The organism is Bradyrhizobium sp. B025 (genome assembly GCF_042257955.1).
Lineage (GTDB): Bacteria > Pseudomonadota > Alphaproteobacteria > Rhizobiales > Xanthobacteraceae > Bradyrhizobium > Bradyrhizobium diazoefficiens.
Window position 1 is genome coordinate 4,026,572 of sequence record NZ_CP170150.1, and the last position, 18,628, is coordinate 4,045,199.

Annotated in this window: 18 protein-coding genes; 10 read left to right on the plus strand and 8 right to left on the minus strand. The window is 64.5% G+C overall.

Annotation, left to right across the window (positions count from 1 at the left end):
- Nucleotides 1-218: 218 nt before the first annotated feature.
- Both ACE10W_RS18565 and ACE10W_RS18570 read left to right on the plus strand, forming a co-directional pair.
- Entirely contained in the window at nt 219-1,139 is a 921-nt protein-coding gene (locus tag ACE10W_RS18565) for a DMT family transporter (protein WP_271557257.1), read from the plus strand.
- Nucleotides 1,140-1,265: 126 nt separating this feature from the next.
- Nucleotides 1,266-1,667 carry a VOC family protein gene (locus ACE10W_RS18570; protein ID WP_271557258.1) on the plus strand — a complete coding sequence of 134 codons (402 nt, stop codon included), beginning with the start codon at nt 1,266-1,268 and terminating at the stop codon, nt 1,665-1,667.
- A 2-nt stretch (nt 1,668-1,669) separates the two neighbouring features.
- On the opposite strand, the gene ACE10W_RS18575 is transcribed toward ACE10W_RS18570, so the two are convergent.
- Together ACE10W_RS18575 and ACE10W_RS18580 are read right to left on the minus strand one after the other, a co-directional pair.
- Nucleotides 1,670-2,020, minus strand: coding sequence for a zinc ribbon domain-containing protein YjdM (locus tag ACE10W_RS18575; RefSeq protein WP_028171207.1), 351 nt, complete (start codon nt 2,018-2,020; stop codon nt 1,670-1,672).
- A gap of 110 nt (nt 2,021-2,130) precedes the next feature.
- Nucleotides 2,131-2,304 (minus strand): hypothetical protein, encoded by a 174-nt coding sequence (locus tag ACE10W_RS18580; protein WP_018644642.1) that lies wholly within the window; start codon nt 2,302-2,304, stop codon nt 2,131-2,133.
- A 189-nt stretch (nt 2,305-2,493) separates the two neighbouring features.
- Here ACE10W_RS18580 and ACE10W_RS18585 point away from each other — a divergent pair, with 189 nt between their 5' ends.
- From ACE10W_RS18585 to ACE10W_RS18595, 3 genes are all read left to right on the plus strand, one after another.
- Nucleotides 2,494-2,946 carry a pyridoxamine 5'-phosphate oxidase family protein gene (locus tag ACE10W_RS18585; protein ID WP_011087013.1) on the plus strand — a complete coding sequence of 151 codons (453 nt, stop codon included), beginning with the start codon at nt 2,494-2,496 and terminating at the stop codon, nt 2,944-2,946.
- 100 nt (nt 2,947-3,046) lie between these two features.
- Nucleotides 3,047-3,406 (plus strand): cytochrome c, encoded by a 360-nt coding sequence (locus ACE10W_RS18590; RefSeq protein ID WP_246740263.1) that lies wholly within the window; start codon nt 3,047-3,049, stop codon nt 3,404-3,406.
- A 377-nt stretch (nt 3,407-3,783) separates the two neighbouring features.
- A complete protein-coding gene (locus tag ACE10W_RS18595; protein ID WP_271557261.1) occupies nt 3,784-4,296 on the plus strand; it encodes a hypothetical protein in 513 nt (170 codons plus the stop codon).
- 73 nt (nt 4,297-4,369) lie between these two features.
- Here ACE10W_RS18595 and ACE10W_RS18600 read toward each other — a convergent pair whose 3' ends face one another.
- Nucleotides 4,370-5,365: a hypothetical protein gene (locus ACE10W_RS18600; RefSeq protein ID WP_375762663.1), complete on the minus strand. Its 996-nt coding sequence runs from the start codon at nt 5,363-5,365 to the stop codon at nt 4,370-4,372.
- Between the two features lie 173 nt (nt 5,366-5,538).
- Between ACE10W_RS18600 and ACE10W_RS18605 the strand changes: the two genes are divergently transcribed.
- The 4 genes from ACE10W_RS18605 (at nt 5,539) to ACE10W_RS18620 (ending at nt 7,269) form a co-directional block, all read left to right on the plus strand.
- Nucleotides 5,539-5,826 carry a hypothetical protein gene (locus ACE10W_RS18605; protein WP_011087017.1) on the plus strand — a complete coding sequence of 96 codons (288 nt, stop codon included), beginning with the start codon at nt 5,539-5,541 and terminating at the stop codon, nt 5,824-5,826.
- Nucleotides 5,827-5,849: 23 nt separating this feature from the next.
- Nucleotides 5,850-6,146, plus strand: a complete 297-nt coding sequence (locus tag ACE10W_RS18610) for a hypothetical protein (protein ID WP_028171212.1) — start codon at nt 5,850-5,852, stop codon at nt 6,144-6,146.
- Nucleotides 6,147-6,312: 166 nt separating this feature from the next.
- On the plus strand, nt 6,313-6,606 hold the full coding sequence (locus ACE10W_RS18615) for a hypothetical protein (protein WP_060911814.1): 294 nt from the start codon (nt 6,313-6,315) through the stop codon (nt 6,604-6,606).
- Between the two features lie 381 nt (nt 6,607-6,987).
- Nucleotides 6,988-7,269, plus strand: coding sequence for a hypothetical protein (locus tag ACE10W_RS18620; protein ID WP_028171213.1), 282 nt, complete (start codon nt 6,988-6,990; stop codon nt 7,267-7,269).
- 112 nt (nt 7,270-7,381) lie between these two features.
- On the opposite strand, the gene ACE10W_RS18625 is transcribed toward ACE10W_RS18620, so the two are convergent.
- The 3 genes from ACE10W_RS18625 to ACE10W_RS18635 all read right to left on the minus strand — a co-directional run bounded on the left by ACE10W_RS18625 (nt 7,382) and on the right by ACE10W_RS18635 (nt 14,142).
- Nucleotides 7,382-8,179, minus strand: a complete 798-nt coding sequence (locus tag ACE10W_RS18625; protein WP_271557269.1) for a transglycosylase SLT domain-containing protein — start codon at nt 8,177-8,179, stop codon at nt 7,382-7,384.
- Between the two features lie 653 nt (nt 8,180-8,832).
- Nucleotides 8,833-9,348, minus strand: a complete 516-nt coding sequence (locus tag ACE10W_RS18630) for a ParB N-terminal domain-containing protein (protein ID WP_271557271.1) — start codon at nt 9,346-9,348, stop codon at nt 8,833-8,835.
- A 1,029-nt stretch (nt 9,349-10,377) separates the two neighbouring features.
- A complete protein-coding gene (locus tag ACE10W_RS18635) occupies nt 10,378-14,142 on the minus strand; it encodes a vitamin B12-dependent ribonucleotide reductase (RefSeq protein ID WP_375762664.1) in 3,765 nt (1,254 codons plus the stop codon).
- Between the two features lie 764 nt (nt 14,143-14,906).
- Between ACE10W_RS18635 and ACE10W_RS18640 the strand changes: the two genes are divergently transcribed.
- Nucleotides 14,907-15,803: a DMT family transporter gene (locus ACE10W_RS18640; RefSeq protein WP_161535081.1), complete on the plus strand. Its 897-nt coding sequence runs from the start codon at nt 14,907-14,909 to the stop codon at nt 15,801-15,803.
- A 58-nt stretch (nt 15,804-15,861) separates the two neighbouring features.
- Here the strand turns inward: ACE10W_RS18640 and ACE10W_RS18645 are convergent, their stop codons facing one another.
- Together ACE10W_RS18645 and ACE10W_RS18650 are read right to left on the minus strand one after the other, a co-directional pair.
- A complete protein-coding gene (locus ACE10W_RS18645) occupies nt 15,862-18,117 on the minus strand; it encodes a CHASE3 domain-containing protein (protein WP_271557275.1) in 2,256 nt (751 codons plus the stop codon).
- Entirely contained in the window at nt 18,114-18,530 is a 417-nt protein-coding gene (locus ACE10W_RS18650; RefSeq protein ID WP_011087050.1) for a response regulator, read from the minus strand. Before ACE10W_RS18650 ends, ACE10W_RS18645 begins: the two co-directional genes overlap by 4 nt.
- Nucleotides 18,531-18,628: the final 98 nt, after the last annotated feature.

Consider the following 18,628-nt stretch of genomic DNA (forward strand, 5'->3'; position numbering starts at 1 on the left):
GGTGCCTGGAAGACGTGTTCATCGCGTGACGCCGAGCGTATCGCCACCGTGGCCGCATCCGCGAGGTGCGCGAATACATGGACACGCGCAAGGGATGGCGGATGGTGTTCGGTGAGGCGGCATGATGAGCTGCTGCGGGAATCTTCGCGTCTCCGCCGCGTGCCAGACCTGCAACCGCGTGGGTTGAGCGGATGAGCGCGCTGACATAAGGCTTGCCGATGGATCAGCGGACGAGCGGCGCTGACGCTCTCATTCAGAAGAACGACGCGGCGCCGGCGCTTCTCGGCGTCGTCTGCGGCCTGTCGGCGGCGCTGTTCTGGGCGCTCGGCTTTGCCGGCACGCGGCACGGGCTGAAGGTCGGCTTCACGCCGGTCGATCTGCTGGTGCATCGCTACGTCTGGTCGGGCATCGTGTTCCTGCCGCTGGTAGCCCGCGCCGGGATCTCCGATCTCTGCGGTATCGGCTGGGGCAGGGGCCTTGCGCTGATGGTGCTTGGCGGCCCCGTGATGTCGCTGATCTCCTACACCGGCTTCCTGTTCGTGCCGCTCGGCCATGGCAGCGTGATCCAGCCGTCCTCCGCGACGCTCGGCGGCCTGCTGCTCGCCGCCATGTTCCTCAAAGAGAAGATCTCCGCCTCGCGCCTTGCCGGTGCCATCGTCATCGTCGGCGGCCTCGGCGTGATCGGCGCCGAATCGATCGGCCATATCGGCGCCGACGGCGTGCAGGGCGATCTGATCTTCGTGCTGACCGGATTGATGTTCGCGGGCTTTGGCGCGCTGCTGCGCCACTGGCGCGTCTCCGCCGTCTCGGCGGCACTCGTCATCAACGTGCTGTCGCTGCTCCTGCTGCCGGCCTATCCCCTGACCGGCGGGCCCGCCCGCGTCGCTGCGATCGGCGTGACGGAGAATGCGATCCAGGCGCTGGCGCAGGGCGTGCTCGCGGGGCCGGCTGCGCTCTATCTTTTCGCCGTCTCGGTCCAGCGGCTCGGCGTCGCCCGCGCGGCGGTGTTCCCGGCCTGCGTGCCGGCGCTGACGCTGCTCACCGGCTGGCTCCTGCTCGGCGAGCCGCCGACGATGTTGCAGACTGCGGGCCTCGTGACGGTGCTGTGCGGGTTTTATCTGGCGCAACGGCAGCGGTGAACGCATCTGCGTAAGCCGAATGGAGCGCAAGCGAAATCCGGGGCTGGACGTGCGGCACTATCCCTGATTGCGCGACGCTCCATCCCGGCTACGCTCCCGGGCAAGCCGTAACTTGACGAGCCCGCCATGACCTTGCTGCTCAACATCGACGTCCCCGACGTCGCCGCCGCCACGAATTTCTATACCGAAGCGTTCGGGCTGACGGTCGGCCGCCGCTTCGGCGCCGACTTCGTCGAGCTGTTGGGCTGGCCGGCGCCGGTGTACCTGCTGACCAAGCAGGCCGGCACGTTGGGCGCCGGCGAGGACCGCCGCCGCTACGAGCGGCACTGGACGCCGCTGCATGTCGACGTCGTCGTTGACGATGTCGATGCCGCCGTCGCGCGCGCGGTGCGCGCCGGTGCCGTGCTCGAAGCGCCCGCGCGCGATGCGCCGTATGGACGGATCGCGATGCTGGCCGATCCGTTCGGGCACGGGTTTTGTCTGCTGGCGTTCAGCGCGAAGGGATATGACGCGCTGCTGGGCGCGTAGCGCTAGGCCTTCTTCACGAACTCCGACTTCAAATTCATCGCGCCGATGCCGTCGATCTTGCAGGCGATGTTGTGGCCGTCGGTGGCATCCTGGAGGCGGATGTTGCGGACCTTGGTGCCGCCCTTGACGACGGAGGAGGAGCCCTTGACCTTGAGGTCCTTCATCACGATGACGCTGTCGCCATCGGTCAGCACGTTGCCATGGGCATCGCGCACGCCCGCCTCCTGCGGCGCATCCGCCGCAGCGCCGGCCGTAGCGCTCCATTCATGGGCGCATTCCGGGCAGACCCAGAGATCGCGGTCCTGATAGGCGTGCTCCGACTGGCAGTTCGGGCATTTCATGGCGTCGGGCATGGCAGGTCTCGTCGCGGGTGGCGTTGCGCGGCGCACCGTAGGGGCGGAACCGGAGAATGCAAGGGAAAGCTGGGGCGTGCGCGGGCAGGCGGCTGCCTACCGGTGCGATGTCACCGAAACAGCGCGACGAAGATGACGTAGAGCCAGCCCAGGATGCCGTGGATGATTGCCCACAAGATCGAATGGTTGTTGGTGTAAGAGATCGCGATGGCGAGCGCCGAGCCGAAGCCGACGCCGTATTTCGCGCCCTCGACGCGGACGCCGTAATAGCGGTTGCCGTTCATGGTGATATCTCCCCGATCGTGGAATGGGCGCAAGCGTATGCGATGTCCGTCATCTTCGCGATGGGCATCGCGTCACCCATCCTGTGAGACCATGATTCCGTCAATGCCGGCCGCCGTGACTTGAGGTGCATCAACCCCATTGCGCGAGCCGCTCACTATCCTTCTCGAGGAAGATCTGCGGAGGGCGCGATGGACGATCTGATCAGACGAAAAATCCAGACCTTGCTGGACCAGCACCGCACCATGCGGATCGCGACGCTGCGGCCGGACGGCTGGCCGCAGGTGACCACCGTCGGCTACGCGAACGAAGGCTTCACCATCTATTTCCTGTGCGGCATCGACAGCCAGAAGGCGCAAAACCTGTCGCGGGACGATCGGGTCTCGCTTGCGATCGATGACGACCCGGCGCAGGTGATGGAGATCACCGGCGTGTCCATGGCGGCGCGGGCCCGAATCCTGACCGATCCGGCCGAAGCCGAGAAGGCGATCGGCCTGCTGATGGCACGCTATCCGGAACAGAAGGCCACCGGCCTCGCCGTGCCGAAACCGTCCGAGGTTCGCCTGATCGCGCTGACGCCGACGGTGATCTCGCTGCTCGACTATTCCAAGGGATTTGGCCACACCGACCTTGTGGCGTGCTGAGGGAGTTGCCCTGCCGGGATCCGCTCTCTTGATGCAGGTCAACCTGGTCTGCTCGCACCGACCTACGCTTCGAGTTACGCAGCAATGGCGAGGTGAAACCATGTCGCGCAGCGTTCGAATCTATATCGGTCTCGGCCTCCTGATCCTGTTGTCGTTGCTGTTTCTGTTCAGCGTCGTCCACACGGCCGCGGGGGCATCGAGGCCTTCCTCACGCACGGCAGAGGAAGGACATCGCCTGGCGCAGGCGTGGTGCCAGACGTGCCACGCCGTGGAGCCGCACATGGCCGGATTCTTCGACCTGGCTCCGAGCTTCCAGGCCATCGCCGACCGGAAAGGAACGACCGCGCTGTCGCTCAAGGTGTTCTGGCGGACCAGCCACCAGAACATGCCCAATCTGGTGATCTCGCCGGAGCAGGCCGAGGCGCTGTCGAGCTACATTCTGAGCCTGAGAGGCGATTGAGCGCGCTCCCGGCAAAAATGTTGAAAACAACCCCATGCACAGTAGAAATTGCCAGCGATTTCAATGGTTCTGAAATGCCGAAGTGAATTTGACCCGTCGGGCAAGACAGGGGTATGATGGCACGGTGGGCAGGTGCGGCGGCTGAGGGCTCGCAGCCCGCCGCGAACCACCACGCGTCCACGAGCCCGCCGCGCGAACCGCAACTAGGACAGGTTGAGCGCCGATGACATCGATTATCGCTGCGTGCCGCGCCCGCAATTGGGAAAAAATGGCAGAGCTGAGGCTGTCAACGGCAGATCGGGTTAGGAGGCCGCTTACCCACGGAATACACTGATCGCCGTTTGGGGTTCGGGGTCATGTATTGGGAGGGACTGATCATGGCAAGTGTTGAACAATTGCGCAGACGGGACGGGGTGAACCTGGTCCAACTCGAGGCGGACATTGCATCGGTCCGCGCGGGAAGCTCGATCGCTTCAATTGCTCTTCCTGATTACGTCGAGCACACCGAGGGGGTCACGCGGGTCGGCGCGCTCAGTGCAGAGGCGGTGGTTCGCGACTACGAGTCCGCTGCAAAGGAGATCGAGGCCATGGGCGCCGAGCTGATCGACGCCGCGCAAAAATGCGAGGCGCTGACAGCCCAGGTCCACGATGCCATTGCCTTCATGCGCGAGACGGCGGCGGGGTATCGTGAAGAGGGGCGGAAGATCTTCAGGCGCATCGAGGAATGCGCGCTGTTCACGGAAGACGTCCGCAGGACCTGCGAAGAGGTCAAGCGCAGGATGAAGGACGTCTCGGTCGGCGAGGCCCCCGATCCGGATGAGGAGCTCGCAATGCCAGAGCGCGAGCTGACCGGGATCGCGTCCAAGGTGTCGGTGTGCGAGGTCCGGTGAGGCGGGCGTAGAGCGTCGTTCGCAGGATGGGTCGAGCGCCTGCGCTCGCCCGTCCTGCGAGCTCGCTAACGGCCTACCAATCCGGATCGCCGTAAGGGTCGGCCATATAGGGCGGCGGCATCCAGGGGCCGCGCGGCGGCGGCCTGGGCCGCCGAGGTGCGGCCGCCTGCACGTGCGGCCGTGCAGGCGCGGCCGTATCGTTGTTCACCACGCTCCGCACGACGGGTTTCGCGGCTGCAGGCGTGGACGAAGCCATCAGTTGCGTTTGTAGCGCCTGGACCTGCGCGGCGAGGCGCGCATTGTCCGCCGCATCCTTCTCCTGAGCCGCCTTGAGCCGTTGAATGGTGTCGGCCTGCTCGCGCAGCGTCTGCTCGTTGCGGCTTTTCAGTTGCTCGAGCTTTCCGTTGATGCTCGCAAGCTCGCTCGTGATGGTCTTGAGCGATTGCGCAAGATCGGACGATGACTGGTCAGGCGGTGTGGCGCCAGGACTCGGAACGCCAGGTGTTGGAGCGCCAGGCGTTGGAGCAGCGCTTTGCGTTTCCTTGCCGGGCGGCGGTGCGGGCACCGGACTGGGTTCATCCGCCGCCGCCAGGTGCAGTGCCGTCGGCCGCGCCGGAGTTTCAACCGCGGCCGTTTGCCGGGGCTGACTGGCCGGCGGAGCCCATCGCGCCATGATCGACTTGCTGATCGACCTGGCCTCATCACGATATTGCGAAGCGAAGGCGGCACCGAGAATGCCGATCGCCAGCACGAGGCCAACCAAAGCGCGCAGCATGGTCCGATCTCCTTTCAGGCCTTGATCGCGAACGTTGCGATCCGGCGCCTTGTCCTTAGGGGGCTCGGCTGCTGTCGTACCGGCGCTGGCTTGCGAGGTCCGCAGGGCCTCGCCGCCGTGTTCCATTCCGGAAACCAGCCGGTCCAGCCGCGCAAGGTCTTCATTGGCACTCTTGATCTGGTCGTAGGCCCGCGCCAGTCCGCCATCGGCGCGCACCTCGCCCGGCTTGTGGGCATCGGGCTTCTGGACATCAGGTTTGGGGTCGTTCGCTTCAGGCATCGATGCGCGCTCCATCCGGTCGGGCGTTCATGGGAGTGCGGCAGTCCGATCGTCGGAAGGATAGGCCTCACATTTGTCCAACACAACGCGCGTGCGAAGGAGAAATTATGGCGGGCCACGGTTGCTGAAACAGCCGTGCTCCCCCGGGATTCCCTGCGACGTGCTATGCTGTCGGGGGAGGAAGCGCCATGAGGGTCCCCACCGCGATACTCGCCCTGCTTCTTTCAAGTCCGGCCGCCGCCCAGGAGTGCCAGACATGCGCGATGGCCGACGCCTGCATGAAGGAGTACGTCAAGACGACGTCGGAGGCGCAAAGGGCGACCAGGCAGGGCATCCGGGATTGGAAGCAGAATCTGGACAAAAAGGCCTCTGCAGAACTGTCCAGCAGGGGCATACTCGCATTGCAAGACGCCATGGAGGCACAAGTTCGGACGGAGCTGGAGCGCCTGAAGGAGTGCCTGGCGAAGATCAGGTAGGGCGGGGCGCAAAGGAGGATCCGATGAAATCGCTTCTGCTGCTCACCGCGAGCGGTCCGCTGCTCATTCTCACCTCGCACCAATCCCTGAACGACCAAAAGCTCCTTGGGGTGCTCAGGCAAAAAGGTATTGGCAAGTTCGTCGCGTTCGAGGTTCCCTTGTCGCTCGCCAGGGAGCGCTACGGCGGGCACTTTCACGCGGTCGAAAGCAATCTGCACGAGACCGATGATTTGAGAGTGCTCGACTTCAACGGCCAGCGGGTCTTTCAGCTCTTTCATTTCGAAGAGCTCGGTTCACCGATGCTGATCGAATCCTCGTGATCCGGTTTTGTCTCGCGGCATGATCCGCTTCGAAAGACCCATCGTCCCGTTGCGGCGGCGAAAGCGATGGGTTGAGCAGGGCTGTTGTCACGATGAACAACCGTTCAGGGGAACGGGCGCTGGTTCATTTCGTTGCATTGGGAGGGCATGTTGAGAGGAGGACGACATGAAAGCAAAGATCATTGCGCTCTCTGCTGCCGCTCTCGTGGCGACGGCGCCAGCCGTGTTTGCTCAGGGTGTGTCGAGCAAGGCGCCAGGTCAGGAGATGCAGCAAATGGGGTCCAAGACAGGCGAGCCGGGCGCTTCCAGCTACGCTCCCGGACATAAGAAGCGTCACGCGATGCGCCACGCGAAGGCCTCGAAGACCACCAGCCCCGCCGCGACGAACGCCGCTCCAGGCCAAACGACCGGCGCGAGCACGCGGCCGACCACCGGCACGAGCACAAAGCGAGCGTACTGAAGTCCAGAGGGGACTGAAGTCCAGGCACTGACGGGACCCAACGGCACGTCGAACGTGGGACAGGTTGGGCCCCCCGGCGAAACCCGTCATGCCGAATGATGGGTATCGCTTCCGCCTTCGCTCGCTGAGCTATGGTGGGACAGGTCCGGCTTCGCTCGCCGAGCCGGGCGTCGGCAAGACAAGTCCGGCTTCGCTGGTCGGGCGAGCGGTGGACGCGGCTTGTTTCGCAACCTGTCAGGCGCCGCAGCTTGCGAACCCGCCTGTTCAGGTGTTGTGAGCGGCAGCCGAGGGCCGCCAGGGCCGAGAGCGTCATTCATGCAAGTCGAATTCGCTTGCCTTGCCTTGAGTCCTTTTGCACTCTCGTCGCAAGGAGGCCAACGCATGAAGAAAATGACCGTCGCGTGCGCTCTTGGAACGGCGCTGGTGCTGTGCAATCTCGGGATATCGGGTGCTGAAGCCCGGGCGCGGAAGGCGCAAGTCGTCCGTGCACCGCAAGAGAGGCTCATCGTCACGGCGCCCGTGCTGAGGCCAACGCCGTGGGATTACAATGTCATTCCCCGCTATCGTTATCGCCCTGAAGACGACCGGGTCGATCCCTACGGCCCGCCGATGGTGTCGTCGTATGTTCGCTATGAGGGGTGGCGGTGGCCGTACTGGTGGTGAATAGTTCGCAGTTCGTAGGATGGGTAGAGCGAAGCGAAACCCATCAATAGCCGTCGCGGAATGATGGGTTTCGCAAGGGCTCTACCCATCCTACGGACTAACCGTCTACGGACTAACCGTCGCCATCCGCCGCCAGCCGCAGAAACTGCCGCTTCATTGCGTTGACCCTCGCGACATAGCCCGCGACAAGGTGATCGCCGCAGCGCTCGCCAGCGATCATCTGAAACTTGCGGCGCGCATAGGCCGTGGCGGGACCTGCGCCGCAGAGATGGATGAAGGCAGCCAGATCCTGCTTCTGCTCGCGACTTGCCTTCACATCGCCCGCGAGACTGAGCACCATGGCCACCTGGCGGTCCAGGTACACCGATGCCAGCTCGATGGCGTGGCTCGGGATCGCGCGGATGTAGAAGGACGTAGACCCGCAGCCGGTCTCCGTGACCGCGTTGCCGTGGACACAGAACCGCGCGGCTTCAGCCAGGGCCGGATCGGTCATCTGGAAGAGGCCGACGGCGCTGGAGGCGGGCCGGTAGATCGCGAGTGGATTGAGGCTCAATCGCCAGCGCCAGTAAGTGCGCGCCACCGGATTGCCAGAACTCTCGACCTGCGCCAGCGCGGCCAGCAATTCGGGCGTGATCGTCGCGGTGGAAAAGGCGCGGAAGAGGGGGGCGTATTGCCGCCAGGTCTCGGCCGGCTCCTTGTCGAGGGAATTGCCGACGAGGACGAACAGCTCGGTCGGCTTGCGGATGACGTGATAGGCGATGTTCAGAAGCGCGAGGGCGGCAAGCAGGATCGCCGCGCTGCTTGCGATGCGAACCGCCCGCGGTGCGCGCGCGAACGTCTTGCGCACCCACCGTGCGGCCCGTCGGACGTTGCGAAGGCGAGGGAGGAGGCTCTTGCTCTTTCTTGGCATGGGTCTTGTGGGGAGCGGGTAGGACGGGTTGAGCCTTGCGTCGCGCAAGTCAGGTACATAGCCGAAATCGGTGTGGTTCTCGCTGATGCCGATGAAGGTAAGCGTGACAGCTTCACTGTCCCGTCATGACCTCGGCAGCCAGATCGCGGCCCGCATTGTTCTAAATCAACAAACCCATTCATTGGCGACTTACGCTGACGAACCGTTCCAGTCCAGGAGGGAGTGTGGTCATGTCGCGCCGAACCATCGTTTCGCTTACCGCATCCGTCATCATTGGCACCGCCTGCATCGTGACTGTTTCGACCGACGCCTTCGCGTATCGAAGAGGCGTTGGGGTTGGTCGCGCTGGTGTCTATCACGGCGGTGTCTATCGCGGTGGCGTCTATCGTGGTGCAGCCGTGCGCCGTGGAGTTGCCGTGGGCGTCGGAGCTGCTGCGGTTGGTGCTGCTGCTTACGGGGCTTACGGAGCCTACGGAGGCTATCGCCGCTGCGGCTACGAACCTTACCCCCCTTGCTACTAGCCGGTCTTGGCGCAGCGGTCACCGAGTAACCGGTTGAGCCGGGCTTGGTGGCGGTGACAGTGCATTCAATCTAAGTTGGTGGGCCGGTTAAGTGCACCGTCACCGTAGTCGCAGACATTCTGGAGCCGACAATCAATAGCGGCCGCCGTTGCCCTTTTGCTGCGTGATCCAATCCGACAATGTTTTCGGTGTCGATTTCGGAGTCCGGCCCAGTGATGCCTTCGGATTGCCGCGGACGCCTTTCGCCGGACTGGCGCGCGGTGCTTCCGTTTCGTTGACGCTCTTCAAGGCAGCAGTCGATGTCTCTGCGGCTTCCTTCTCGAGGCGCAGCTTTTTCAATCGCGCCATCTTGATGCGCTCTGCCTCGACTCCGGGTCCTTCGGACAGCAGCGGCTTGTGTTGAGCAAGCTCGGCCGGGACCAGGACACCGATAATGGTTGTCTCACCGAGCGCCTTGCAGGCTTCGAGCCGATGCAGTCCCTCGACCAGAACGAGGCGGTCTCCGTCGAGCCGAACGGAAATGGGGGCCTGTTGTCCGATGTCCAGAATACTTTCCGCGATCTCCCCGACGATCTCGGGCTTGATAGCTTTCTTCTGCTTCGTGGGAACGAAGATCTTCTCGATCGGGAAGCTCTCCGGTTTGGGCATAACTCGACTCCGCTTCTACCGGGCCCGTCGGAACCCATGCCGGTGGGTTGGGAGTTTAGGAGGGAAGAGCTCGACCGCAAAGGCTATTTCGGCGGTAGAGCATTGATGAGCATCGAAGCCGGAACCAATCTGCGATTACGGCGACAATACACTTAATTGACGCCGCCCACCAAGCGCGAGCCGAAGCCGCAGATCGGCGGGACGGAGCGAGTGAATTTAGTGCACTGTCACCGTAATTTGGATCACGTAGGATGGGTAGAGCGTAGCGAAACCCATCGAAAAAAGTCATACCGCAATTGTGAATTGCTCCACAGACGGCGGCCGTCCAGTCTGTTTATCTGCCGCCAACCGGCCCCTCGTGCGCGCGTTTGGCCTTGCGCATCTGGCGCCTTCGTTCTTCGAAATTTCTGGGTGATCGCTATGGGCGTTTTTTATCGCACGGCCATGCTTTGCAGCTGGTTCATCGAGTCCACCATGAGCGGGTGTACCGAGAGATTTCGCGTGCGCTGAACAAGGCGCACAGAGATTTTCCCGAGGCCCCGCCGGTGACGGACGGGGCTTTTTCATGTTCGCAATCTGCCCATTCCGCCCGGCGGAGCCTTCGCGAGAAGGAGGCAGGGTCATGTGGGAGTATTTTGGACCCGATTTCGCTTTCGACGTGGTGAAAGGAATGGTCGCCGGAATAGCCTCAATGGCATTTCAGGTCGTGGCACCACGAACCTTTCGTGCCGCAAAGCAGTTTCGCGCGTGCTGGGTTGCGAGGAAGGCGGCGAGGCGAGCTGCGAGACGGGCACGCCGCAATGCGGTGGCCAATGATGAGCGGTGAGGAGCGAGTGGCCCGGATGGAGGTTGTGGGGCATCCGGGCTACGCTTGCGGGAACCTCACGCAGATGGAGCGGGCAAAACGCGAGTCAGCGCAAGAGCGATCCGACGCATTAAGCGGATGAGGTTGCTGAAATGAGAAGGGCGGCCTTTCGGCCGCCCTTTGCATATGTCTGGATCTAACGATCCTCGAGACGTTCTACCCCCTCACGAACACCCCGTCGTGCTTCCGCAAGTATCGCACTTCATGCAGGTGCCATTCCGCACCAGCGTGAAGTTGCCGCACTCCGAGCACATCTCGCCTTCGTAGCCCTTGGCCTTGGCTTCCGCGCGGCGCTCGGCCTTGGAGGGCACCAGGGTCTGCGCGGTGCCGGACTTGCTCCACTGGAGGGCTTCGAGCTTCTCCGTCGGAGAGAGGTCGTGGCTCACTTCCTGCTTCAGCGCGACCGCGCCTTCCAGGACGTCGCCGACCCGGGCGCTCGCGCCGTGGGAGGCCAGCGCCGTGACCTTGCTGCCGCCTGATGGCGCGCTGTCGTTGCCTTGCGCGACCGCGGCGGAGCCGCCGCGCATCACGACGAGGTTGTCGGTGCGGGAGCGGGTGAGGCCGCGCGACACGAGCTTGGAGGCGTGGTGGCCCTCGTCCGGCTCCTTGCCTTCCTCTACGCCCTTGCCGAGCGCGTCGAAGTTCGACTCGGTCGGGTCGACATGGGCGAGATCGAAGCGCGACATGTAGCTCACCGCCAGCTCGCGGAAGACGTAGTCGAGGATCGAGGTCGCGTACTTGATGCTGTCGTTGCCCTGCACGGGGCCCGCCGGCTCGAAGCGGGTGAAGGTGAAGGCGTCGACATATTCGTCGAGCGGCACGCCGTACTGGAGACCCAGCGACACCGCGATGGCGAAGTTGTTGATGAAGGAGCGGAGCGCCGCGCCTTCCTTGTGCATGTCGATGAAGATCTCGCCGAGACGGCCGTCGTCATACTCGCCGGTACGGAGATAGACCTTATGCCCGCCGACGACCGCCTTCTGGGTGTAGCCCTTGCGGCGATCCGGCATCTTCTCGCGCTCGCGCATCACGATGATGCGCTCGACCAGCTTCTCGACGATCTTTTCCGAGACCTGGGCGGTGCGCGCCGCCATCGGCTTGTCGTAGAGCGTCTCCACCGCATCGTCCTCGTCCTCATCGTCGGCGATGAGCTGCGAGTTGAGCGGCTGGCTGAGCTTGGAGCCGTCGCGATAGAGCGCGTTGGCCTTCAGCGCGAGCTTCCACGACAGCATGTAGGCGGACTTGCAGTCCTCCACCGTGGCGTCGTTCGGCATGTTGATGGTCTTGGAGATCGCGCCCGAGATGAAGGGCTGGGCGGCTGCCATCATGCGGATGTGGCTCTCGACCGACAGGTAACGCTTGCCGATCTTGCCGCAGGGGTTGGCGCAGTCGAACACCGGATAGTGCTCGGCCTTGAGGTGCGGGGCACCTTCCACCGTCATCGCGCCGCAGATGTGGACGTTGGCCGCCTCGATCTCGCGCTTGGTGAAGCCGACGGCCTGGAGCAGGTCGAAGCCGGGGGCCGCGATCGCCTCGGCGCCGATGCCGAGCTGGTCGCGGATGAAGTCTTCGCCAAAGGTCCACTTGTTGAAGGCGAACTTGATGTCGAAGGCGGTCGGCAGGGCCTTCTCGACTTTGGCGATGGCTTCATCGGTGAAGCCCTTGGCCTTCAGCGTCGAGGCGTTGATGCCCGGCGCGTTCGACAGCGAGCCGTGGCCGACGGCGTAGGCTTCCATCTCCGCGATCTCGCTCTCGCGATAGCCGAGCGCGCGCAGCGCCGCGGGGACCGCGCGGTTGATGATCTTGAAGTAGCCGCCGCCGGCGAGCTTCTTGAACTTCACCAGCGCGAAGTCGGGCTCGATGCCGGTGGTGTCGCAATCCATGACGAGGCCGATCGTGCCGGTCGGCGCGATGACCGTGGTCTGGGCGTTGCGATAGCCGTGCTTCTCGCCGAGCTCGAGCGCCGCATCCCAGGCCGCCTGCGCGTGGCTGACGAGGTCGGCCTGCGGGCAGGCGACGAGGTCGAGCGGCACCGGGTTGACGCTGAGCGCCTCGTAGCCGTTGGACTGGCCGTGGGCGGCGCGGCGGTGGTTGCGGATCACGCGCAGCATGTGCGCGGCGTTCTTCTTGTAGCCGGGGAAGGTGCCGAGCTCGGCGGCGATCTCCGCCGAGGTCTTGTAGGTGATGCCGGTCATGACAGCGGTCAGCGCGCCGCAGAGCGCACGGCCTTCCTTGCTGTCATAGGGCAGGCCCATGGTCATGAGCAGGCCGCCGATGTTGGCGTAGCCGAGGCCGAGCGTGCGGAACTCGTAGGAGAGCTCGGCGATCGCCTTCGACGGGAACTGCGCCATCATCACGGAGATTTCGAGCACGACGGTCCAGAGCCGGCAGAGATGCTCGTAGCCCTCGACGTCGAAGTGCTTGGTGGCGACGTCGTAGAACGTCAGCAGGTTGGCGGAGGCGAGGTTGCACGCCGTGTCGTCCAGGAACATGTATTCCGAGCACGGATTGGAGGCGCGGATGTCGCCGGACGCCTTGCAGGTGTGCCAGTCGTTCATGGTGGTGTTGAAGTGCAGGCCGGGGTCGGCCGACGCCCAGGCGGCGTAGCCGATCTTCTCCCAGAGGTCGCGCGCCTTCAGCGTCTTCGTCACCTTCTTGGAGGTGCGGGCGTTCAGATTCCAGTCGCCGTCCGTTTCCACGGCCCGCAGGAAGTCGTCCTTGAGCGAGACCGAGTTGTTGGAGTTCTGGCCGGAGACGGTGAGATAGGCTTCCGAATCCCAGTCGGTGTCGTAGACGTCGAACTGGATGTCCTTGTAGCCCTGCTTGGCGAACTGGATGACGCGCTTGATGTAGTTGTCGGGCACCAGCGAGCGACGAGCCAGCTTGATTTCCCGGCGCAGGGCAGGGTTCTTCTCAGGGTCGAAGCAGTCGTCGCCCGAACCTTCGCAGTTCACGCAGGCCTTGAGCACCGCCTTGAGGTGCTTCTGGTTGATCTTGGAGCCGGTGACGAGAGCTGCGACCTTCTGCTCCTCCTTCACCTTCCAGTCGATATAGGTCTCGATGTCGGGGTGATCGACGTCGACCACGACCATCTTGGCCGCGCGGCGCGTCGTGCCGCCCGACTTGATCGCGCCGGCGGCGCGGTCGCCGATCTTGAGGAAGCTCATCAGGCCGGACGAGCGGCCGCCGCCGGAGAGCTTCTCGCCTTCGCCGCGCAGGCGCGAGAAGTTGGAGCCGGTGCCGGAGCCGTATTTGAACAGGCGCGCCTCGCGGACCCAGAGGTCCATGATGCCGCCCTCGTTGACGAGGTCGTCACCGACGCCCTGGATGAAGCAGGCGTGCGGCTGCGGATGCTCGTAGGCCGATTTGGACTTGGTCAGCTTGCCGGTGAAGGGGTCGACGTAATAGTGGCCCTGGCCGGGACCGTCGATGCCATAGGCCCAGTGCAGGCCGGTGTTGAACCATTGCGGCGAGTTCGGCGCGACCATCTGCATGGCGAGCATGTAGCGGAGCTCGTCGTAGAAGGCCTGGGCGTCCTCGTCGTTGGTGAAATAGCCGCCCTTCCAGCCCCAATAGGTCCAGCAGCCAGCGAGGCGGTCGAACACCTGCTTGGCGCTGAGCTCGCTGACATAGCGCTCCTTCTCGGGCAGCTGGCTAAGAGCTTCCGTGTCGGGCACGGAGCGCCACAGGAAGGAGGGGACGGATTCCTCCTCGACCTTCTTCAGGCGCGCGGCAACGCCGGCCTTGCGGAAATACTTCTGGGCGAGGACGTCGGAGGCGACCTGCGACCACTCGGTCGGCACCTCGACATTATCAAGCTTGAACACGACCGAGCCGTCGGGATTGCGAATCTCCGACGTGGTCAGCCGGAAATCGATCCCGGCGTAAGGTGACTGTCCCGTGGTGGTGTGCCGCCGCTCAATCCGCATGGTCTTGCCCCGTCCTTATCTTTGACCGAACCGCCTCCGTTCAGGCAGCCGGGTCGACATTTCGCTTCGCGATTCCTCCCGGGCCGTCCGGCCTTAAGGCTTCGCAGTTCAGCCGGTGGATCCGGCCCAGTTTCTCCCGGCGCGGCTTCTCGATGCGTGCATCGATCACCCGCCGGCATGTCCACGCTCATCCGCCCCAACGGGATGCGCGCGACATGCGTTCAACGCCCCACAACGTCACAACTTCTATCGATGCCATCCGAGCCTGTTGCCGGCCCGTTCTGGCGCCCGAAAAGTCCGCTTACCGCGGGCAGACAAGCCCTCATCCCGCTGCCTTTGGCTGGCTTGGCGGAGTGACGATTTGCGAGACCCTTTGGGGGAGTGCCGGCGGGACGCAAACTCACTCGCGCCGAACGGACCGAAAGCTAGGACTCTCCGTTGCGCCCGTCAAGAACTAGTGCGAGTTCCTGAATCAAATACTAAATATGGTGGATTGCGGGGGATAACAGGGGGCAAGCCCGCGCCTGTTGTGGAGGCAAGTATCAGTGAGTCCTCAGGGATTCCCAACTGAAAAAATTTGTGTCCGGTGGTGATCGGAACCCTTCACCCCGCTCTTCACAGGGCAGGTATATTTTTGGCCGGCGGGGTTGCGCCAGCAGGACTCACGTAGCCTTACGGAAGGTGAGGGCAGGCATGCCCGCCGAGGTGGTGGTGGGGGGCGCGAATCCGCGCCAAGCTGACCTCGATTTTGCCGGGTACCCCACATGCTTGATTCGACTCGGCCGGTGCTGCGACCGCGCATCGCCCCGGCCGGCCTGATGTTCCTTGCCATCACCTCGATCGGCTGGGGCTTCAACTGGCCGGTGACGAAATTCCTGCTCGCCGAGCTGCCGCCGCTGACCTTGCGCGGGGTGACCGGCGTGCTCGGGGCTGGTCTGCTAGCCGCCCTTGCCCTGGTCCGCGGCGACAGCCTGAAGGTGCCGCGCGAGATCTGGCCGCGGCTGCTGACCGCCGCCGTCCTCAACGTCACCGGCTGGATGGTGCTGATGGGCCTGGCGCTGCTCTGGCTGCCCGCCAGCGAGGCCGCGCTGATCGCCTACACCATGCCGGTCTGGGCCTCGATCATCGCCTGGCCGGTGCTGGGCGAGCGGCCGACCGTTCTGCGCACGCTGGGGCTGGTGATGGCCTTCGTGGGCCTCGCCTCGATCATGGGCGGCAACGGCATTGCCGCCAGCACGGCGAAGCTGCCAGGCATCATCATGGCGCTGTTCGGCGCGCTCGGCTTTGCCCTGGGCACCGTGTTCTCGAAAAAGTACCCGATCCGCCTGCCGCCGATCACGGCCGCGGCCTGGCAGATCGGGATCGGCTGCCTGCCGATCTCGATCGTCGGTCTGCTGATCGAGACCTCGCATCTGGAGCTGGTGACGCCGGTCGGCTGGTGGCTCCTGGTCTATTCGACCGTGGTGCAGTTCTGCATCGCCTATGTGAGCTGGTTCGCCGCGCTGGCCCGCCTGCCGGCCTCGGTTGCCGCGATCGGGACCATGGCCGTGCCGGTCATCGGCGTCGTGGCCTCGGCGATCGCGCTGCACGAGCCGCTCGGGCCGGGGCAGATCGCGGCGCTGGTCTTCACGCTCGCAGCCGTGGTGCTGGCGACGCGCTAGATTCTTGTTTGACGCGTTTTCTTTACGCGAACCGGTATCCACTTCGCTTGAAAACGCTTTAGCCCGCCATCCCGCCGCCGACCAGCGCCTTCCGGATCATCTCGGCGAGCTGGTTGCGGCGGTAGGGTTTTGTCAGCAGCAGCACGCCGTCGTCGAGCTTGCCGTGGTGGACGATGGCGTTGTCGGTGTAGCCGGAGGTGTAGAGCACCTTCAGGCCCGGCCGCCGCCTGGCCACTTCCTCGGCGAGCTCGCGCCCGCTCATGCCGCCGGGGATGACGACGTCGGTGAAGAGGAGATCGAAGGCCTGCCCGGCCTCGATCAATAGCAGCGCGGCGCGGCTGTCGGGCGCGGCAACCGTCTGGTAGCCGAGGCTCTGCAATTGCGCGGTGACGAAGTTGCGCACCAGCGGATCGTCCTCGACCACGAAAATGATCTCGGCGCCGCCTTCGGCCTGAGGCGCGACGGTCGCGGCCACTTCCGCCATGCCTTCGCCCGGCGGCAGATAGAGCTTGATCGTGGTGCCGTGGCCTTCCTCGCTGTAGATCTTGATGTTGCCGCCGGACTGCTTGACGAAGCCGTAGACCATGGAGAGGCCGAGGCCACTTCCCTTGCCGACCTCCTTGGTGGTGAAGAACGGCTCGAACGCCTTCTCCTGGATGTCCAGCGGCATGCCGGTGCCGGTGTCGCTGACCGCGAGCATGACGTAGGGGCCGGGCACCACGTCCGCATTGGCCTGCGCATAGGCCTCGTCGAGCACGACGCGGTGGGTCTCCAGCAGCAGCTTGCCGCCGTTCGGCATGGCGTCGCGGGCGTTGATCGCCATGTTGAGCACGGCATTGGTGAGCCGGGACGGATCGATGTGCGCGGTCATCGGCCCCTGTTCCAGCACGGTCTCGATCTGGATCTGCTCGCCGAGGGTGGGGCGCAGGAGTTTTGCGATGTCCGTGATCGCGGCGTTGATCTCGACGTTGCGCGGCTGGAGCGGCTGCCGGCGTGCGAAGGCGAGCAGGTGCTGGATCAGCTCGGCGCAGCGCTCGGCGGCATCGTCGATCAGGCGCGCCACGCGCTGGAGCTGGGGCTGCTCCTTCAGGCTCGCCACCAGCGTCTCGGTATTTCCCGAGATCACCGTCAGCATGTTGTTGAAGTCGTGCGCGACACCGCCGGTCAGCTTGCCGATCGCATCCAGCTTCTGCGACTGCTGCAATTGCCGCTCGGTCTCGCGCGAGGTGGTCGCATCGTGATAGACCAGCACGGCGCCCGAGATTTCGCCTTGTCCGTCCCGCATCGGACGGCCGCTGATCATGAGGTGGCGCACCTGATTGCCGCTGTGGGGGCGGACGATCATCTCCAGGTCTTCGAACTCCTCGCCGTGCAGCACACGCACGGAAGGCAGCTCCTCGGCCTTCATCGGTGTGACGCCGTCGCCATGAAAGACGTCCGACAGCACCCGCAGACTGCTCAGGTTCATGCCGGTGCGGTGCAGCAGCATGCGCTCCGCGGCCGGATTGGACAGAAGAACGTTGCTGTCGACGTCGATGACCAGCACCGCCTCCGCCATGCTGCGAAAAGTGCTCTGGAGCACGTTGACGGACAGGCGGAGCTCGTCATGCGCGGTGACCAGATGTTCGGTGCGTTCGGCCACCGCCGCCTCGAGTTGCTCCTTGGCGGCGGTGGTCTCCAGCAGCGTGCTCTTGAGCGCGCCCTCGGTGCGCCGGCTCTCGCGCATCACCATCACCACCAGCAGCAGGATCACGAGCGCGCCGGCGACATCGATGCCGAGCAGCACGATGCCGGTGCGACGCGAATCCTGGGAGCGCGCGGCGAGCAATCGTTCTTGCTCTGCGCTCAGACGGTCGAGATTGCCCATCACCGTGTCCATCAGGCCGCGGCCCTCGGCCTTGCCGTTGAGCGCGGCAATGCCGGCCTGGTCATTCATGGCGCGCAGGCGCATCGCCTCGGCAGCGATCTCGACCCGGCGCAGCGCCAGCGGCTCGGTGCCCTCCAGCAGCGTGACCTGATCGGGGTTGTCGCCCACGCCGCGCTTGAGGTCGGCGAGTGCCGGCGCGATCTGGGCATGCACCGCCTGGAATTCGTCGCTGAAGGCCGGGCTGCGATAGATCTCGTAGCCGCGCGCGGCGCTCTCGGCGCGGCGCATCAGGACGCGCAGATCGGAGATCTTCTTCTGGACCTGGACGGTACGGCTGACCCACGCCGAGTCGGACCGCGACTTGACGTCGAGGCCGATCGAGGCGGCGGTGATGATCAGGAGGATTGCAAGTCCAGCACCGAGAATGACGCGCTGCGTTGGAATCAAGGGGCTTCTTTCTTGTCCTTCGGCTGTGCGCTCTCGCCCGCGAGACATTCCCGGATTGTCGTCAGCAGCGCTTCCGGCGTGAACGGCTTGCGCAGGCAACGCGTTGCGCCGAGCTCCAGCGCCATGCGGAGGAAATCGGGAGAGGGCGAGGCCGACGATGCAAAGGCGTAACCGGACATCGCGATCAGCGGGATCGCCGGCGCGCGCTCGTGAAAGATGCGGATGGATTCGAAGCCGCGCATATGCGGCATGAAGATGTCGACCAGCATCACGTGATACGTCTGCGCTTCCAGCGCAGCCAGTCCCGCTTCACCGCCGTCGGCCAGCGTAACGTCGAAGCCCTGACGTTGGAGAAGGACCTCGATGGTCGCGCCGACCATCGGATCGTCATCTACCACGAGAATACGCGGCATGACCTTTCCCAGTAGATCGAAGTCCCCGCATTGGTGATATCCGCGAATCGTGGGTCGGGTCAATTTTGGATTGGATCAGGGTAGATATGCACGGTGCG

Bases quoted from the DNA above. Each gene is read 5' to 3' on its own strand.
- ACE10W_RS18610 (WP_028171212.1), top strand. From the start codon at position 5,850: ATGAAATCGCTTCTGCTGCTCACCGCGAGCGGTCCGCTGCTCATTCTC.
- ACE10W_RS18595 (WP_271557261.1), top strand. From the start codon at position 3,784: ATGGCAAGTGTTGAACAATTGCGCAGACGGGACGGGGTGAACCTGGTC.
- ACE10W_RS18605 (WP_011087017.1), top strand. From the start codon at position 5,539: ATGAGGGTCCCCACCGCGATACTCGCCCTGCTTCTTTCAAGTCCGGCC.
- ACE10W_RS18580 (WP_018644642.1), bottom strand. From the start codon at position 2,304: ATGAACGGCAACCGCTATTACGGCGTCCGCGTCGAGGGCGCGAAATAC.
- ACE10W_RS18590 (WP_246740263.1), top strand. From the start codon at position 3,047: ATGTCGCGCAGCGTTCGAATCTATATCGGTCTCGGCCTCCTGATCCTG.
- ACE10W_RS18630 (WP_271557271.1), bottom strand. From the start codon at position 9,348: ATGCCCAAACCGGAGAGCTTCCCGATCGAGAAGATCTTCGTTCCCACG.
- ACE10W_RS18625 (WP_271557269.1), bottom strand. From the start codon at position 8,179: ATGCCAAGAAAGAGCAAGAGCCTCCTCCCTCGCCTTCGCAACGTCCGA.
- ACE10W_RS18635 (WP_375762664.1), bottom strand. From the start codon at position 14,142: ATGCGGATTGAGCGGCGGCACACCACCACGGGACAGTCACCTTACGCC.
- ACE10W_RS18600 (WP_375762663.1), bottom strand. From the start codon at position 5,365: ATGGAGCGCGCATCGATGCCTGAAGCGAACGACCCCAAACCTGATGTC.
- ACE10W_RS18575 (WP_028171207.1), bottom strand. From the start codon at position 2,020: ATGCCCGACGCCATGAAATGCCCGAACTGCCAGTCGGAGCACGCCTAT.
- ACE10W_RS18570 (WP_271557258.1), top strand. From the start codon at position 1,266: ATGACCTTGCTGCTCAACATCGACGTCCCCGACGTCGCCGCCGCCACG.
- ACE10W_RS18585 (WP_011087013.1), top strand. From the start codon at position 2,494: ATGGACGATCTGATCAGACGAAAAATCCAGACCTTGCTGGACCAGCAC.
- ACE10W_RS18650 (WP_011087050.1), bottom strand. From the start codon at position 18,530: ATGCCGCGTATTCTCGTGGTAGATGACGATCCGATGGTCGGCGCGACC.
- ACE10W_RS18565 (WP_271557257.1), top strand. From the start codon at position 219: ATGGATCAGCGGACGAGCGGCGCTGACGCTCTCATTCAGAAGAACGAC.
- ACE10W_RS18640 (WP_161535081.1), top strand. From the start codon at position 14,907: ATGCTTGATTCGACTCGGCCGGTGCTGCGACCGCGCATCGCCCCGGCC.
- ACE10W_RS18620 (WP_028171213.1), top strand. From the start codon at position 6,988: ATGAAGAAAATGACCGTCGCGTGCGCTCTTGGAACGGCGCTGGTGCTG.
- ACE10W_RS18615 (WP_060911814.1), top strand. From the start codon at position 6,313: ATGAAAGCAAAGATCATTGCGCTCTCTGCTGCCGCTCTCGTGGCGACG.